The organism is Shewanella sp. 1311 (assembly GCF_059338235.1).
Genome location: NZ_CM181686.1, coordinates 2,247,524 through 2,263,175 on the forward strand (window position 1 = coordinate 2,247,524; position 15,652 = coordinate 2,263,175).

The following is a 15,652-nucleotide window of genomic DNA, read 5'->3' on the forward strand; positions in this document are numbered from 1 at the left end:
AAGCCTACAAATGTCATCGTCAAAATCAGCCAATAAAAAAGGCTCCTAGGAGCCTTTAATCATCACCACAACATCCTTACTTTGCTAAACGTTCAACACGCTTAACCCAGCCTTCTGGACCTTGAATGTGGCCCTTTTGGATTTCGGTATACAGTTTGTAGATGCGCTGAACATGCTCGCCCACTTCACCATTACCGACAGTGACTATGTGGCCATCTTCAAAAATGTAGGAACCCACAGCTGAAACCACGGCCGCTGTACCAAAACCACCCGCCTCGATAATTTCACCAGATTCGATATCGGCGATAAATTGATCAAGCATGACAGTCTCTTGGCGCACTTCACAACCAAGCATCTCACCCAATTCCATGATGGATTGCGAGGTGATCGACTTAAGAATGGTATCGGTGAAGGTCGGAATGATCACAGTGCCATCTTTTAAGATGTGGAAATGGTTCATCGCACCCGCTTCTTCAATCTGTTGATTGGTCGAGTCGAGATATAACACTTGCGATGCACCAAAGGCTGCCGCGGCTTTACCCGCACGCAACGACGCCGCATAGTTACCCGCCGCTTTTGAGGCGCCAGTGCCACCCGATACCGCGCGATGGAAAGTTTTGCTGATCAATAAGCGTATGCCTTTGTTAACGCCCGCGGCGTAATAAGCACCACTTGGGCTTAATACCACACAGAAGGTATAACGCGTGCTTGGGCTCACAGAGAGACGGTCTTCGGTCGCAAAAATAAAGGGGCGAATATACAGACACGCACCTTCTTGCATCGGGAACCACAGGCGATCGACATCGATCAACGCATTGATCGCATCCATCTGCACTTGTTCATCGATATTAGGAATACAGACGATATCGGCGGAGCGATTCATCCGCTCGGCATTCTTATTAATGCGGAAAGTATAAATCTCGCCATCTTCGTGCATAAAGGCTTTCGCGCCTTCGAAGATCGACTGGCCATAATGCAACGCCATTGCACCCGGTGCCATTTCAAATGGACCATAAGGAACGATGCGCGGATCGCACCATTGTCCGTCATGATAATCCATCAAAAACATATGATCGGTTCTGAGGCTACCAAAGCCCACATTCCCCTCGGGCTTGAATTGCTCAGTACGGCGCTCGGACGCAGGTTTTAAATTGTAAGTTATATTCATACTGCTTATTTCGCTCTGCTTAATAACTGTAATATTTAACTAATAAAAACAAGATGATGAACAAATTAACACTTGATTTATTTTCCCTTCAAAAACTACTGATGGCGACAAAGTGGCGACAGAGCTTTTTAATTGTGACTCGATAATATCGCGCTGGTTGGTTCGTCACAACATGCGTTTTTCATTTCAGTTTCTGATCGTCTTAAGTTGTTGATTATTCTTGCTTAGATCTTTTTCAATATTTTCTCATCACTTATAAAAACCCCACGGAATCCACGTAAAACCCTATTAAATCAATACTTAGATATTTTACACCATCACCAAACGCGCTGTATGGAACTGTAAAACAGTGAAATAAACCGCGATCATTTCAGATCTTTGATCCTTTAAAACCCCTAGGAATGGCGCTGGCTGCGCCTATGAACTGCAATAAACTAAAACTGAAAAAAAATTAACATACAAAGCGCGCAGGAGGGTGAGGAAGAGTGCGGATTTCGTGTCGTGGTTTCTCTGTTGCGCTGGTTTTCGTGGCGTAAATGGTCGGTGCTGGTGTTTGTGTGGCGATGATGTGATGACGTGGCCAACATAGTCGGCGGCGTCTTTACTCGATATAGATGCGGGTGTCTTTGCTGCAGCAAACAAAAAGCCCAGCGCGTTGGCTGGGCTTATGCGTGGAGCTTATGCGTTAACTTACTTTGTATGTGCCTGCGCTGCTGCCTGCTGTGACGTTAACATCAGCGTTGGCGGTGATTTCATCTATCACGGCTTTAGCGATGGCGGCGGCCATCTTGCCCACGAATGCGTACTGGCCTTCGGTGATAAAGCCTTGTGCTTGTAGTTCGCTGATGATTTTTGCTTCTAATGATCCGCTGCTTAATGCCATTGGCCTTCCCCCTTATTTGCCTGCGCTAACTGTGGATGATCCGTCGCCGTGTGGTGCGCCCGTAAAGTGGCAGATATGGGCACAGGTGACGACAGCTGCGCCGCCGTTTAGTTTGATGGTGTCGGCATCTTCGGTAATGTTCTTCGCTGTGATGCGCAGATCATCAGTGATATTCATGGTCATTTTGCCCAATACTTCGGTGAGCTGGTCTTCTAACACTTTGATGCGCTGATTAAGACATTCAATGGTGCTGTCTTTATCGGTCACGCTAAAGAAGTTGCCCGCGTCATCTATGTGCTGATAAACACCCTCGCGGGTTTGGGTACGTGACTCACCCGCTTTGATGGCTGGAAGATCCCAGCCGAACGGTAAGATGCAGCGGATGAAGGGTTTATCTGGTCTGCCGTAGGCAAAGGCGATTTCGACGATGGAACCAATAGCCGGCGGTTCGAGTCGGCCTGATTTATCACCTGCACCATTTAGCGGCAAGGGTACAGCTTGCAATACTTTTGATTTGGTAGCGGTGCCGTGTTCGTCGAGCAGCTGCACGTCAACGGCATAGCGTGGGTAAAACGCATCGCTGCCGCGTTCGCCGTCTTCTGTTGGCAGCTCTGGCAAGGCGACGACTTTACCCCAGCGCGGTAAATGCAATTGCGCGCTGAGTTCGGGGAATAATCGCAACACGATTTTTTTGATGATTTGTTCCATGTTTACCAGCTTATCGTCATGTTAGAGCCCTTAAACTCGACCTTAGCAATACGTGCACCGTTGGCGGTGACGTTAGGGCGCAGTTTTGGCACGGCTGGAATGGTGGCGGTTTTACCCGCTTGTTGGTCTGTCATTAGGCTTTGTGGGATGGTGATGTCTTTACCTGCCCAAAACGAGTCTTGATAACTGCCTAAGTAGATTTTGCCATTGCCCTGCTGTTGCCAGATAAAATCGGGCACCTTGTAAGTGCGGCCAAGGTTATCGAGCATGGCATAGCCTGAGGTATCACCATAAAAACAAGGGATGGCCGTGTCGGCATAAGGCTTATCTGGTAATACAAATTCAAGGCCCACTTGGGCTTTGATTTCATCGCAGACGTTGCGCAATGTTGGATGGCGCAATGTCACGCTTAAGTTGTTCGCTAATGCCGACGATAACTCTCGACAAAACACGGTATACAAGCCGTTAGCCGCTGGCATGATGCGCTCGATATAGCCGTAAAATACCCGTTCAATCATTTCACCCCAGCCCATTTCGAACGCGACAGGGGTAAAGCGTTCTGCGGATTTGTCGACGGTTAACTGACAAGTACCTGGTGATGATGCTTGCAACACTAGCCAGTGATCGCTTACTGCGACTTTCTGGCTACCGAGATATGCACGGGTGATAAATTTCGCGTTAGGCTCGGCCATTATGCTAACCCGTTATCGACTTTTTTGAGGAAGCCCATTAGGCCAGTGAGTTCAACTTCGGTCGCTGGCGGTGCGGTTTCATCGGCTAATACTGTGCCTTGGCCTGTGCTTCCCTGCTGCGCGGCGGCGACTTGCGGCGCGCGTTCTTCCTTTTTCTGCGGCACGCTGCGCACTTCGGCTAAAGTAAAACTCACGTTCCATTGGCGGGTGGTTTCTTGCTCCACCGCTTCAATTTTGCTCGCAAATTTCACTTGTTTAATGCCCAGTGCCGAGGCGGTTTTATTGCTTATGCGGTATGTGGTACGCGCGCCGCCTTCCGTGGCTTCGGCCATTTTAAATATGTCGGTAAGCAATGCTTCATCATCAAACTTAATAAAGCCAGATACGGCCAACATCTTGGCTTTAATGCCCGTTTCAGCGGCGTCCGTGCTCGAACTTTGGCCGCTGGCGTCCTCAGTCGCCAGCTCTTGGCTGGCGGTTATGCGCAAAGACTTAAGACTGATTACAGTTGCGTTAATAGTTAGCATTGTTTAAAACCATTTTACTAATATTTGTTCGTTTTCTAATGTCGCATCACTGGCAACAACTGGCGGTGAAGTCGTTAAATCTGCAATGGTTATGTGTATCGACTGTCGCCCTGTTATACGCTGAAAACATGACAAAAATTTAGTCACAGATCCTGTTTGCTCACAGGTAAACATTAATCCGTTTTCGTCTTCGCTTCTTAATGTCACATAGTTAGTTATGATTTCTAATGCACCACTATTAAACCCTGCAGGCTTTCCAAAACTGGATATCACCCCTTCATAATCGCCAATATCTGTAATTTCCCAAACTCCACCACTCATGCTAAAAGTGGCATATCCTTTGGGTTTAATCACAGCCTCTGTCGATTGTGCTACTCTTGCTTGCTTAGCCATCAATGTACCAGCGCGATAATACTGTGTTCCATGAAAATGGCTATATAGCCCATTTCCTGCAATACATAATTTGCTTAAAATAGCTTTAAACCAAAGCGAATTTCCGTATCTATTTAAATGAATTTGATCATGTAAATAATTTTTTTGGTCATAAAAATAACGATACGTGTCTAGAAATATTACATCTAATTCTGTTCCAAGCCTTTTTTCCGCCTCTACCATTTCGCGCATAGTAAATCCATTGAATATAACATTGTCAGGATAATGATTTGGCAAAATTTCAGGATTTCCCGGAGTGCTATTCATTAAGATGATTTGCACGTTAGGGTTGTCAGCTTTGGCATTTAGTATAATGCTTCGTAAGTTGTATATATGTTCATCTAGCGTAAGCAGTAACCGATCATTGGCGCCTAACTGCATAATCAATATATCTGGTGCATACTGACCTATTCTGTCTTGATATTCTCCCAGAATATCTGCTGATGTAGCACCGCCTTTCCCTGTGAGTTTGATGTTAGTTTGTTTTGTGCCAACGGCATTAACAAAGAAGTATCCGCTTTCTCCAACTAAAGGACTGTCATCAATATTCCTGAAGTTTTTAAACGATACTTTTATCGGTTTGTCACTTTTAGAATATTTTGAGAGAACCAACTCAAATGGCGCAAATTTTTTAAACTCGCTTTTATCTCCAATAGTCAAAGTGCTTACAAATACCCCCCCCATTCCTTCATCGCAATACACGTCAAACTTAAACTGGTCGCCCGCCTCATTGTGCATCATATAAATTACTGTTTTGGTCGATTGGACATTCGCCGAACGAACCATAAAGCTTATAACGTCATCTGGCGCTCTTGCTTTAAGTCTTGTAACCCTACCGTTAAAAGGTGATTTGAACGATGACTCTGATGCTTTATTGATCTGTGGGTTACCATGCTCAGCAATAAAACTAATATTGTCTCCATACACAAACCATCTATCGCAAGTGTGTATATAGTCACGCAGCATGAAAGACCACGATCTTATCCCCGGGTAACAATCATAGGCATTTAGTTCATAAGCAAAGTTATAACCATAGTTATTAAACGAAAGAGAATCGCCAGTTATTACAACTGTATTGCCGTGCTCTTCCAGCTTAGCCGAGATGTCTGATGCTTTTGCCTGATAAAATTCAGCTTTAATAGGTACAGCTTTAACTTCATTTATTGTTGAAACTATATCGCTAATTCCTCGCAAATCTTCCACTGCATCGGCGGCGGTGATACGTGCCAGTTTAAACACGTAGTGGTTGCGGCCGTTGACGTCGATATAGTCGTCCATTTCGGAGTTGGTCACGGTAAAGGCCACTTTACCTTTCCAAATGCTTTCACTTGTCGCTTCAAACCATGCATCCACGTAAACAAACTGCGGATAGCTGCTTAAGGTGAGGATATGATCGGCGGTGAGTTCGACGCGCAGGCCCGAGACATAACCCACGCCAGCGGTCACTTTAAAGGTGTTGAGTGTTGAGCGCGGCACCACTTTAAAACCGTCATCAATAAACCAGTCTTTGCCGTTCATATCTGCGGCTAGCTGGCGGGTGAGTTCGTCCATGCCATTCAGGCGGGCGGTGTAATCAATTTGCCATGTTTCTGCATCAACGGTAATGCCTGTTAACTCGGCAATACCGCTGTACTCGATCACAAAGTTGCGGTTTAAGATATTGCCTGCGGCACCCGGCACTGTGACTGTTTTTGACACGGTTGGCGTGTGGATAATGCCTATCAAGGTTTGGTTAACGGATGAATATAATCCTACCCAGTTGAAATCGAACGGGCCTGTTAAGCTGTCGAGTACAGTTGAATAGACCACGGCATTTTCATTAATCAAGCCCGTTTGCTGCACAATTTGCGTGTGCACACGTTGGCCGATTGGTGGTAATCCTTCATTGCGGTCAATCGGCGCGCTTGAGTCTTGCCCCGGCACGAAAGCAAAAATAAAGGTATCAATGTCTAACTGCTGGTTGTTTTGCGCTTTCAGTGCAAATAAACGTTCGCCTGCAATGGTGATTACTTGTGCCATGGTATGGGTTCCTTTGTCTTAGTTCTGTTTAATTTTTGCAACGTGGTAGCTAGAGTCGCAGTCCATCGTCATAAAGCGTTTTGCAGGTAACAGATTGGTATTGACTGTTGCCACGTTAAAATTGTGTTGATGCTCAAATGTGTGCAGCGGTGCGATCAGCGGCATTTTTGAAATGGTGGTTAACTGATAGCGGCGCGTTGTGCGGCCATACTGGCGGCAAATGTAGTCAATCAGCTTTTGGCGGTTGCCAAAGTCGCTATCAATCAGTTGCAGATCCACTACGTCCCAGTCCGTTTGGCTAATGCGTTCATCTATGCCCACCCATGTCATGCCGAGTTTTTTAAACATATCGAGCCAACCGCTTTTACTGCCTGCGCCCTTGGCGAACGGCAAGGCGTATTTCACCCGCGTGCGGTACATGAGTTCGGTTTCACTGGGGATTTGCTCTATATCCCGCTCCCATGCCAGCAAGTGCACAAATTCAAGCTCTGCGGTCATGGGGTCGAGCTGCTTAGCGGGGAATGCGAGCATATCGACAAAGCGCTGCCAAAAACGCACCGCGCCTTTGCGCAGTTTGTCTAGCTCGCTAGCTGGGCGTGCCAGCCAGTACGGCATTTTTGTGAGTGCTGCCCAATCGATTTTGATGCTCATCATAGATTCCCATTTTCGATGTTGAGCGTGCTTAAGCGCGGCACGTTGTTGGCGCTGGTGATGTCGATTTGGTGCCAGTTAAGCGACTCGATACCCGCAAATTGTCGGTGTAACTCTTGGCCTAACTTACTAAAGCTAAAGCGGATAAAAGGTTCGGTGCGGGTAGCGGTGTAGTCGGTATTTTCGCGAAATGCGCAGCGGATAAAGTTTTCAATGTCGGCTAATAGCGTGTCAACTTCGGCCTCTAATAAGTAGCTGTAGGGGTAAACCGTGACGCCGACTGTGACATCAACACCTGGCATGGCGAGAACGAGTAAATTATCACCGTGGCCGTGAAAGCCATCCTCCATCACATATTGATTTAGGTCGGCCAGCATGGCGGCTGACGGTTCGCCCGTGTCTAACAAAATATAGGCGTTAGCAGTGCCCGGACCTCGCGGTGCGTCGTGCTCAAAATAGACGTTATCGGTGTCCAGTCCTGCGCGTTCGGTCAGTATTGCGCGATAAACGGCGTCGATATGCCAAGGCGCGGCGGCGGTAAAGGCGTTGCGGGTGCGCAGCTTTAAGTCGTCGTTAGTTTCGCGGTCGCTGCCGAGTTCGTCGAGCCATTCGGCCTCATTGGTGACGCTGCCTATGCCTGTGACTGCCGTTGGTAAAATATGCAAATAGCCGGCGCCTAAGTTGTAGGCCGCGCCCGCGTTTTCGGCGATCACTGGCACTAACACGCTCAAGCTGTTTTGCGGCAAGATCACATCTTCAACCGTTAGCACACGGTAAACCGTGCCGTTAATTGCATCGGTTTGGATCACAGTGGCGGCGGGGATTAATAAACTTGGGCCACTGGATGCGGCGCGGTTAAAGCGCACTTTGCCTTTGGCTTTGCTGTCGGTTTTGCGGGTTAAGTCGTGTTCCCACGCTTTGGCCTCGATAAAGTCATCATCGTTGGCCGTGAGTAAAAACAGGTTTGGCAATATCACGCCAATCAGCACTTTGTTGACTATCCACGTTGCTGGCTTGGCAATAATGGCGGTGATCAAGCGCCAGAACGGCGAGTAAGGCGAGTCGTTGGCAATGATGCTGCCTTCAGCTTCAACGTCCTGTTTAAATAGCGCCTTCCAGCCGTCCTCCGTGGTCGGTATACCTGCGGCTTCGACGATTTTTGCAAAGTCGATTGTTGGCACGTCGATTTTATCGGCCATTAAAGTGCTCCACCTTGGGTTATTTGTGCGGTAACTGGTCCAAAGTCGATGGTGTCGGCAAATACCCACCAATTACCGCTTGATGTTTGTTCAATGCGAACTGTGCCCGGCATGATGCGCACATCGTCCTCAACTAATAATTTGAGTTTGATTTGGGTGTCGGCGGTAACGCCTGTGCCACGGTCGCTAATGAGTAAGTGCGCTAAGCCTGTGTCTAAAATGGCGTGCACTATGTCTTGGGCGATGGCGGCGCGATCGGTTAAATAGCTGGGGTTTAATCCAGCATCTAATACCACGTCGCCGTGTTCTATGTGCAAATCGATATAGAGGCTCATGAGTGCATCTCGACATAGCTTGCAAAGTTGGTGTCGACCTTTTGCGGGTAAATATTGATGTTGCCGACGGTGGTTGATTTGCTGTTGTTGGCGTTGGCGATTTGCTGGCTAACGCCGCCGCGCGTGAGGTTTGCTTGCACGGGTGAAATGGCGTCAACGCTTGGCATACTGCCCGCGCTTACGTTGGTGCTAATATCGACACCTGGTATCAAATTGAGTTTGTCGATAATCCAATTGATGGTGTCGTTAAAGACAGATTTAACTCCGCCCCAAACAGTGTCGAAGATGCCGACAATGGATTGCACCCAGCCCCATTCGCCCATGGTAGCTTTTAGGTCGTCCCAGTAGTAAATCAGCGCACCGACGGCAATCACTGCTGCGGCAATACCCGCGACAATCAGGCCGATAGGATTGGCGTACATGGCAATATTGAGCGCCAGCAACACGCCGCGCATGGTGGCTAAGCCGCTGGTAAACAGTGCGCTTGCCCCTGTCCATGCCATTACGCCAAGGCCCCATGCAGTCATTGCCATTTTGCCCGCGCCCATCATCACAGTGAATAAACCGCCAGCGGCCACGGCTAAGGTAAAGCCTACGGCCACATAACCGAGCCAGCGGGTAATGTTGGGGAACATATCGGTGAACCAGATCACCGATGTGCCCATGTCGGCAATCTTGCCAACAAAGCTATTAAACGCGGGTAAGATGGCGCTACCGATGGCAGCGCGGATCACGTACCAGCTTTGGGCAAGGCGTTCGCTTTGGTCTGTCATGGCTGCGGCCATTTTCTCGGCTTGTTCCATGCCGTTGACTTTGCCCAGCATGTTGATTGAGCCGCTTAAGCCGTTAATGTCGTTTAACAATAACTTGACCATAGAAACGGCCTCTTGCGAGCCGAACGCTTTGGCGAGTTCGTCACCTTCGGCCACGTTGATCACATCGCCATACTTGCCTTTAATCTTGTTGAGGATATCGACAATCGGCAGCATGGCGCCGTGTGAGTCGGTAAATTGCAGGTTAAGCGCGCCTTGAGCTTTGCCCACGCCCGCTAAAAATGATTTGTATTTGGTGGCGGATTCTGCGCCCTGCATAGTAGCTTGCAAGGTGCCCATGATCGCCATTTGCTCTTGCAGTGGTGCTAGCCCCGCCGAGGCACCTAAGGCACCAAAGGCGTCGGCCATTTTTTTACCGTCGGTTTTAAAGGCTTGTACTGCGGTCGCTGTCATGCCCGTTAGGCGTTCAACCCATGCACCTTCGCCCATTTGCATGGCATCGTTTTTAAAGATGCCGTACATGGTGCCCATGTAGCTGGTAATGGTGGCAGCGTCGGCTTTGGTCGCGGCGGCTAGTACGTTAGACGACATGGTAAAGCGGGATAAGTCGCTGGCGTTCAGGCCAGCAATCGCCGACTGAATGTCGTAACTTGAACGGACGAAATCGGTTGAGGATTTGCCATATTTCAGCGCGTAGTCGTATGAACTATTGGCGAGCATTTTTAGGGCGTCGTCTTGCACGCCCAATGATTTAACCTCACCTAAGGCGCGGTCCATTTCAATGGCTGGCATAAGGGCATTTTGCAGGGCATAACCGCTGGCCGCGATGCCACCAATGCCAGAGGCCATTTGCATGGTTCCGGCTTGGTAGTTGGACGCTAGACCGTTTAATCCGCGGCTGATTTTGGCAATCGGCCCAGTGATTTGGTCTATTAGTCCAACGGTGAACATTAGCGGTGCAGGTAATGCCATGTTGTTTCCTTTATTTGCCACCAAACGCCTTACAAATGGCGTTGGTGACAATGGCCTCTAGGTCTTCGCGCTGGCGTTTCATTAGCCAACATGCCCTTGCTAAACTCTGTTCATCGTCGCTTTCGTGTGGCAAATAGTGGCGGCGCATGATGAACAGTTGTTCAAGCTGATTTGAGTCGATGGACTCAATCAGCCCCTCTATTTTTTTACGGCAATTTCCAGCACTGGCGAGAACTCGGCTTTAAGTTCGCCAGCTATTTGCAGTTCTGCACCTGGAGCGGTATCTAGTAGCTTTTTAAAGTCTTCCTTTTGGCCGCTGTCGATGGCGCGCATGGCAAAGTTGTACGATGCGGCGGTGACTGAGCCACCACGGGCAACAGCATCAACAAAATCGCCATGGTCTTTGGCGGTAACTTCAAATTTAAAATCAGTTCCGGCGATGGTTAAAACGATGGTCTTTTTCATGCTGCGTCCTTATCTTTTCTGTTTGTTAAGAAGGTTTTTAGGTTTTCAAAGCCTTTTTCCATTTGCCGTTCCATGCGGTCGCCAAGCTCTTTTACGTCGTGCTTGGTGGCATAGGTTTCGGCAACGTGGGTTTTATGGTTGCTGAGTTCGGTGCGGGTTTTATGCGCCACGCTGTTTAGGTATGCGATTAACGGCACCACTATGGTGAGGAATATGCCGATAAAGCCGACGATCACTAATAGCCAGTTGGTTAGCTGTTCCATGCGCTAGGCTCCTGCTTTTTGTGGCATTGCTGCTGGCGCTGGCCGATCTATCTGGTTTTGGCCTTGGCTGGCGAGCGTCATTAATTTTTCGCGGTTGTTGGCGTCTTTTGTTGAGCTCACCCAGTAATAGACTGAGCCTGTCACCATGGGTAATAAGTTACCCGCGAGATACACAATTAAGTCTCTGTTTTCGCTTGGTATAGGTAAGTAAAACAATGCGGCGATCAGCGCGGCCAGCATGCTCACTAAGGTGATTGTTAGCGCTGATGGCATCCAATGGTCTTTATGTGCTTGGCGTGCGTTCTGGCGATCGCTTAAGTCTGCCTTGTATTCGTCTAGCGCAAGGCGTTGCAACTCTAAATGTCCTTGGCGAATTTGCTCGCGTTCTTGCATCGCCCACTCTTGCAATTTAAGTGCGGCGTTAGGGTCGCGTTGCAATGCGGCTGCGACGGCTTCAGGCGTGTTATCAGTGCCCAATGCGCCCGCAATTTGGCTGCCAATGCTGACGGCTAAACCGACAGGGCCACCCAGTAGCGGGGCGACTGCGCCAGCGATGCCGCCGACTGTGCTTGCAATATCTTTCCAGTTCATAAGATCCCCGCTTATAAATTTACGATGCGTTGTAACCAGCCAAAGCTGTACTTTTCTTGGCTTTCGTCATTGGCGGCTATGTCGATACAAAAGCTAATCCTTTGGCCTCGAACAGCTTCAACGAGCACTTTTAGCCCCGCTTGTTTGCGCTGGCTTACATAGGTTTTTAAGGCTGCAATACTGCGGCTACCCAGTACCCCGTCTTCGGTTAAATCTGGATACAAGGTTTGGCGATTATTAAGCACGTTTAAGGCGCGTTGCAGGCTGCGGCCTGCGTTGCCTGCGCCTGAGTTAACCCCAAAATCGAACAACTGCTCTGTGAGTGCTTCGCTGATGACTTGGATATCATCCAGCTTTAACGGCGCCCAATAGATGGCCTCGTAAATCATAAAGGCCAGCTCATAGGGCAAATCTTTCATCGCACCTTTGTAGCCATACTGGCGCGCGGTTTTTAGGGTGATGCCGTACATGGTTTCGCCGCCGCGATCCGTTGGGTCGTTGACGTAGCCGCCTTCACGTTCGATCAAGTCTTCAATCAAGTGGTTTTTAATTTGGCTCATGTCATTTCTCACTTAGGCTTTGGCACTCAGTGCACAGTTGCACGCCTTTTATTGCGCGGCGGCGGCCTTCTGGTATTTCGTTGCCACACTCGGCGCAGTCCGTTGCGCTTTGTGGTACTGGCTTGGCGGCTAGTGCTTTGCGTTGCTGTTCGAAGCGTTGCTCGGCGCGTAGCTGCTCACGTGTGACTAAATCCACTGCATCCATTCGTTATTGCGCCCTTACTGCTTAATGTTTTCGATTTCTTCTGGGCGCAGGTATGGCACGCCGTTGATGTGGATAAAGTCAGGGCTGGTCACATCAAATGGCAGTTTGATCAATTGCGCTTGGCCGCCTTTTTTATCTACATCGAGCAAGTCGCTTATTTTGAAGCGGCAGCCGAATGCTTCGACTTTCATCTCATCTTTAGCAGTCTTGGCGTAAAACATATTGTCGAACGTCGGCATTGCGCGCCATGAACCAGCCTTTTTGGCCTCATTTGATATCAAGGTAAATTGGCTGACATTGACCATTAGCTCACCGCTTGCCGCGACGTCACCGTCGACACTGCCATCTGGCACGCCGCCTGTTTGGGCTACTGCGCTGTTGTCGGTGATGGTTAAGTTGCAAGTGTCAACTTGGATCATGGTGTCGCCCACGGTGACGGTGTAATTCATTCCTGAAACTCTAGACATGGTGACGACTCCTTAAATGCTGTTTAGGTCTAACAAGATGTTGACGGTGATTTCTTTCGGGCTGTTGTACGGACGGACGATCATGTAAATGGTCACCGCTTTGTTACTGGTCCACACAATTGTGATGTCGCCGTCGCGTGGCGGCTGAATATCACCTGGGAACTGAGTGCCCAAAATCACCGTGCTTTTGCTCATGTTGCGCAGCGGCTTCATAAAGTAGGCTTTGTTTTGCTCGATGCTGGTTGGCGTAGAGTTAAGCGCGCGGTTAGCAATGCGGCGAATCGCTAAAATACGTACTTCGCGGCTGGCTTTGTGCACGGGGCGCAGGTGCTCAATGTATTGATAATCACCGCCTGCGGCGTCGAGCGTTGTTCCGTCGCCCCAGTAGATGCCTTCAAGGTCTGGATACCACTGCGGCACACTAAAGCGCGCATTGGCTAAGGTTTCGAGCGTGGCGAGCGTGAGCGGTTTTTCTGCGCTGTCGACTGGCGCAACGCCTAAACCCATCACTGAGCCCGTGGCGACGCGCATTGGACTGTCGGCAATGCTGACGGCACGATTGCATAGGCGGCCAGCGAGTACACCGACGTTATTGCCATGCAGCTGCGGCACAGGGATGACTAAGTGCGCGGCAATACCCGCTTGCAGTCCCACCATTGCGGTTTCGTACTGCGGCCATGTTTGGGTGGCGACATCGATACCCGCAACGGCGACTAGGCCTGATACAAAGCGGCCGTGGCTGGCTTGTAGGCTGGCTAGATAATCGTGCTTAGCGCTTAAATCGGCTTTTACTGTGGTGACGTCACAGAACACCACCATTTCAAAGCTCTGCACTTCGTTGGCGGCGGTGATGGCGTCGAATAAGTCTTCATCGGCGGCCAGTGGATACACAGCGGCGGTCCAGTTTTGTCCAGCATTAAGCTGGGCAGCGATCAACTGTTTACGCAAGGCGCTATCAGCAAAGTTCGCCTCGATATCGGTTTGCGCGCCGATGCTAAATAGCTGGCTTTCTTCATCTACATGACCTGCACGGCCGACAAAGAGGAAGTGGCGCTCGATGGCGTTAATGTCACCTTGGCCTTGATTGAGATTGTTAACTTGTACTTTACCTAGTGACATTTTTAGCCCCTTTGTCTCTGATTAATTTGCTCGATGATGCTGACTAGCTGACGCTGGACGTTATCGGCGCTATCGCCAAGGAACGGCCGCGCGGCGACGGGAATATCCCAGCGCTGTTTTTGTTGTTTGCCGCGCAGTGAGCGCAAGATCACGCTGGCTTGGCCTTGGCTTAAGGTGGCGGTAATTTCGCGCAGGCTGGCACGGCGATAGCCCTTACCTTTGGCCTTGCGGACTTTGTAACCTTCTGCCGCCAGTGCTTTGGCTTGGCTGCGGCTACAGGGTGCGCTGTAATCGGGTTTGCCGTGGATGCGGGCCATGCGGGCGGCGCTCATTTGCTCTTTGCCGCCGTCTTGGTGTAGTGCGGCAATGCGGCCAGTGAGTGCGGCTTTGTGTTTGAGTTCGAGGCGGTTAGCATTTTTTACAAACGGCTCTAATGTTTTACCGAGGCGCTTTAATAAGCGGCCTTTTTTGCCATTGGCGCTGGGCGCAAATTGGCCGCCATCGACTTTTGTTTGGGTGCGAATACGTTTACGTGCGAGTGCGCGTTCGTAACGGCCTAAGGTTTTTAGGATGCGAACACGTTTAGCACTGGGCAGCTTTAGCAAAGCAAGCTGGGTGCTGGCGTTGAGTGCTTGCTGCTTGTTGGGCTTAATCGTTAGGCTCATAGCGCGCCCTCTGGCCGAGTTTGCAGATCAACACTTTCGGCATAGTCCACTGGCACTAGCGACACGCGATAACGCTCACCGTTAAATAACACGGGGCCGTTGGCGTCTGGGATTAAGTCGATGTCGTCGATCAGTTCCAGCTCAATCAACACCATGGCGTTGTCGCTGCCTACCACATCAATATCAAGCTGTGGATCTGCTAGGCCGTATTCGTCACGCGGCCAGCCACTGTCGAGTAAAAAAGCCGGTAGCATGGCGAGCAAGTTATAAGCGTTAAATTTGGTGTGCGGGAATTGCTCAATCGCAATCACTGCGATGTGCTTCCACTTGGCGACTTGATAGCCGCCTTGGCCTAAGTCCTCGCTGCTTAAGATCAGCGTGCCGCGCTCTTGCCATGCTTCGATATTATTGGCTTTAACGTATGGCGTCAGACTCGCGAGTAAAAATGCGGTGACTTGCTGTAGTTTGCTGACGGTTTGGCTCATAGCGAGTGCACTCCGGCGCGGCCAAGGCCGAGCAATAGGCGCACGGCGCGGTTAGATTGCGCGAGGATGGCGTCTTGCTGCTGGGTGTCTTGGGCTTTGTTGTTACCCGCATCCTTTTGGTCGACGGCAGAAAAATAACCCAGCAAATCGGCATGTGAACGGGCATAGACTGCGCCGCGGTAAATGCTAATTTGCTGCGCACTAAAATTAGGCGCTAGGCTAGCGCCTAGGGTAAAGGGGACGTCCGTGTCAGTGCTTGCCTGCCCTACATAATTAATAATTTGCTGCTGAATTTCGGCCACGCTGCGGTTGAGTGAGTCTTCGATGGCTTTTTCTGAAAAGAACTCTGGGATGCGGCGCAGTTCGCGAAATTCGCCTGTCGATAATTCGGGCCAGCCGCTAGCCGCATCGATAACGATGCTTGGCTCTGCTGGTGCTTGAAATCCGAATCCGCTCATTGCTTTGCCTTCACT

At 49.7% G+C, this 15,652-nt stretch carries 21 protein-coding genes; all 21 read right to left on the reverse strand.

Annotation, left to right across the window (positions count from 1 at the left end; genetic code table 11):
* Nucleotides 1-76: 76 nt before the first annotated feature.
* Nucleotides 77-1,168: a branched-chain amino acid aminotransferase gene (locus tag AC5YB3_RS09985; RefSeq protein ID WP_310803226.1), complete on the reverse strand. Its 1,092-nt coding sequence runs from the start codon at nucleotides 1,166-1,168 to the stop codon at nucleotides 77-79.
* Between the two features lie 685 nt (nucleotides 1,169-1,853).
* A complete protein-coding gene (locus AC5YB3_RS09990; RefSeq protein ID WP_494527044.1) occupies nucleotides 1,854-2,051 on the reverse strand; it encodes a hypothetical protein in 198 nt (65 codons plus the stop codon).
* Between the two features lie 12 nt (nucleotides 2,052-2,063).
* A complete protein-coding gene (locus AC5YB3_RS09995) occupies nucleotides 2,064-2,759 on the reverse strand; it encodes a hypothetical protein (protein WP_494527045.1) in 696 nt (231 codons plus the stop codon).
* Nucleotides 2,760-2,761: 2 nt separating this feature from the next.
* On the reverse strand, nucleotides 2,762-3,451 hold the full coding sequence (locus AC5YB3_RS10000; protein ID WP_494527046.1) for a hypothetical protein: 690 nt from the start codon (nucleotides 3,449-3,451) through the stop codon (nucleotides 2,762-2,764).
* Nucleotides 3,451-3,978 (reverse strand): baseplate complex protein, encoded by a 528-nt coding sequence (locus AC5YB3_RS10005; RefSeq protein ID WP_494527047.1) that lies wholly within the window; start codon nucleotides 3,976-3,978, stop codon nucleotides 3,451-3,453. The genes AC5YB3_RS10000 and AC5YB3_RS10005 overlap by 1 nt, the downstream gene beginning before the upstream one ends.
* Nucleotides 3,979-3,981: 3 nt before the next feature.
* Entirely contained in the window at nucleotides 3,982-6,429 is a 2,448-nt protein-coding gene (locus AC5YB3_RS10010) for an SGNH/GDSL hydrolase family protein (RefSeq protein ID WP_494527048.1), read from the reverse strand.
* Nucleotides 6,430-6,447: 18 nt separating this feature from the next.
* Entirely contained in the window at nucleotides 6,448-7,080 is a 633-nt protein-coding gene (locus tag AC5YB3_RS10015; RefSeq protein WP_494527049.1) for a hypothetical protein, read from the reverse strand.
* Nucleotides 7,080-8,279, reverse strand: coding sequence for a baseplate J/gp47 family protein (locus AC5YB3_RS10020; protein ID WP_494527050.1), 1,200 nt, complete (start codon nucleotides 8,277-8,279; stop codon nucleotides 7,080-7,082). The genes AC5YB3_RS10015 and AC5YB3_RS10020 overlap by 1 nt, the downstream gene beginning before the upstream one ends.
* Complete coding sequence (locus tag AC5YB3_RS10025; RefSeq protein WP_494527051.1) at nucleotides 8,279-8,614, reverse strand: DUF2590 family protein; 336 nt, start codon at nucleotides 8,612-8,614, stop codon at nucleotides 8,279-8,281. Before AC5YB3_RS10025 ends, AC5YB3_RS10020 begins: the two co-directional genes overlap by 1 nt.
* Nucleotides 8,611-10,359 carry a phage tail tape measure protein gene (locus AC5YB3_RS10030; protein WP_494527052.1) on the reverse strand — a complete coding sequence of 583 codons (1,749 nt, stop codon included), beginning with the start codon at nucleotides 10,357-10,359 and terminating at the stop codon, nucleotides 8,611-8,613. The genes AC5YB3_RS10025 and AC5YB3_RS10030 overlap by 4 nt, the downstream gene beginning before the upstream one ends.
* Before the next feature lie 10 nt (nucleotides 10,360-10,369).
* Nucleotides 10,370-10,507, reverse strand: a complete 138-nt coding sequence (locus AC5YB3_RS10035) for a DUF6890 family protein (RefSeq protein ID WP_375164014.1) — start codon at nucleotides 10,505-10,507, stop codon at nucleotides 10,370-10,372.
* A 50-nt stretch (nucleotides 10,508-10,557) separates the two neighbouring features.
* Nucleotides 10,558-10,824: a putative phage tail assembly chaperone gene (locus AC5YB3_RS10040; RefSeq protein WP_259578102.1), complete on the reverse strand. Its 267-nt coding sequence runs from the start codon at nucleotides 10,822-10,824 to the stop codon at nucleotides 10,558-10,560.
* Nucleotides 10,821-11,087 carry a hypothetical protein gene (locus tag AC5YB3_RS10045; protein ID WP_263180866.1) on the reverse strand — a complete coding sequence of 89 codons (267 nt, stop codon included), beginning with the start codon at nucleotides 11,085-11,087 and terminating at the stop codon, nucleotides 10,821-10,823. The genes AC5YB3_RS10040 and AC5YB3_RS10045 overlap by 4 nt, the downstream gene beginning before the upstream one ends.
* Nucleotides 11,088-11,090: 3 nt before the next feature.
* A complete protein-coding gene (locus tag AC5YB3_RS10050) occupies nucleotides 11,091-11,678 on the reverse strand; it encodes a hypothetical protein (RefSeq protein ID WP_494527053.1) in 588 nt (195 codons plus the stop codon).
* Nucleotides 11,679-11,689: 11 nt separating this feature from the next.
* The gene (locus tag AC5YB3_RS10055) at nucleotides 11,690-12,238 is read right to left on the reverse strand and encodes a glycoside hydrolase family 108 protein (protein ID WP_494527054.1); all 549 of its coding nucleotides are present in this window, start codon (nucleotides 12,236-12,238) and stop codon (nucleotides 11,690-11,692) included.
* 1 nt (nucleotide 12,239) lies between these two features.
* Nucleotides 12,240-12,443, reverse strand: a complete 204-nt coding sequence (locus tag AC5YB3_RS10060) for a TraR/DksA C4-type zinc finger protein (RefSeq protein WP_494527055.1) — start codon at nucleotides 12,441-12,443, stop codon at nucleotides 12,240-12,242.
* Between the two features lie 14 nt (nucleotides 12,444-12,457).
* Nucleotides 12,458-12,910, reverse strand: coding sequence for a phage protein (locus tag AC5YB3_RS10065; protein ID WP_494527056.1), 453 nt, complete (start codon nucleotides 12,908-12,910; stop codon nucleotides 12,458-12,460).
* A 12-nt stretch (nucleotides 12,911-12,922) separates the two neighbouring features.
* Complete coding sequence (locus AC5YB3_RS10070) at nucleotides 12,923-14,029, reverse strand: DUF2586 domain-containing protein (protein ID WP_494527057.1); 1,107 nt, start codon at nucleotides 14,027-14,029, stop codon at nucleotides 12,923-12,925.
* 2 nt (nucleotides 14,030-14,031) lie between these two features.
* The gene (locus AC5YB3_RS10075) at nucleotides 14,032-14,694 is read right to left on the reverse strand and encodes a hypothetical protein (protein ID WP_259578091.1); all 663 of its coding nucleotides are present in this window, start codon (nucleotides 14,692-14,694) and stop codon (nucleotides 14,032-14,034) included.
* Nucleotides 14,691-15,179 carry a phage tail protein gene (locus AC5YB3_RS10080; protein ID WP_494527058.1) on the reverse strand — a complete coding sequence of 163 codons (489 nt, stop codon included), beginning with the start codon at nucleotides 15,177-15,179 and terminating at the stop codon, nucleotides 14,691-14,693. The genes AC5YB3_RS10075 and AC5YB3_RS10080 overlap by 4 nt, the downstream gene beginning before the upstream one ends.
* A complete protein-coding gene (locus AC5YB3_RS10085; protein WP_259578087.1) occupies nucleotides 15,176-15,637 on the reverse strand; it encodes a head completion/stabilization protein in 462 nt (153 codons plus the stop codon). The genes AC5YB3_RS10080 and AC5YB3_RS10085 overlap by 4 nt, the downstream gene beginning before the upstream one ends.
* Nucleotides 15,638-15,652: the final 15 nt, after the last annotated feature.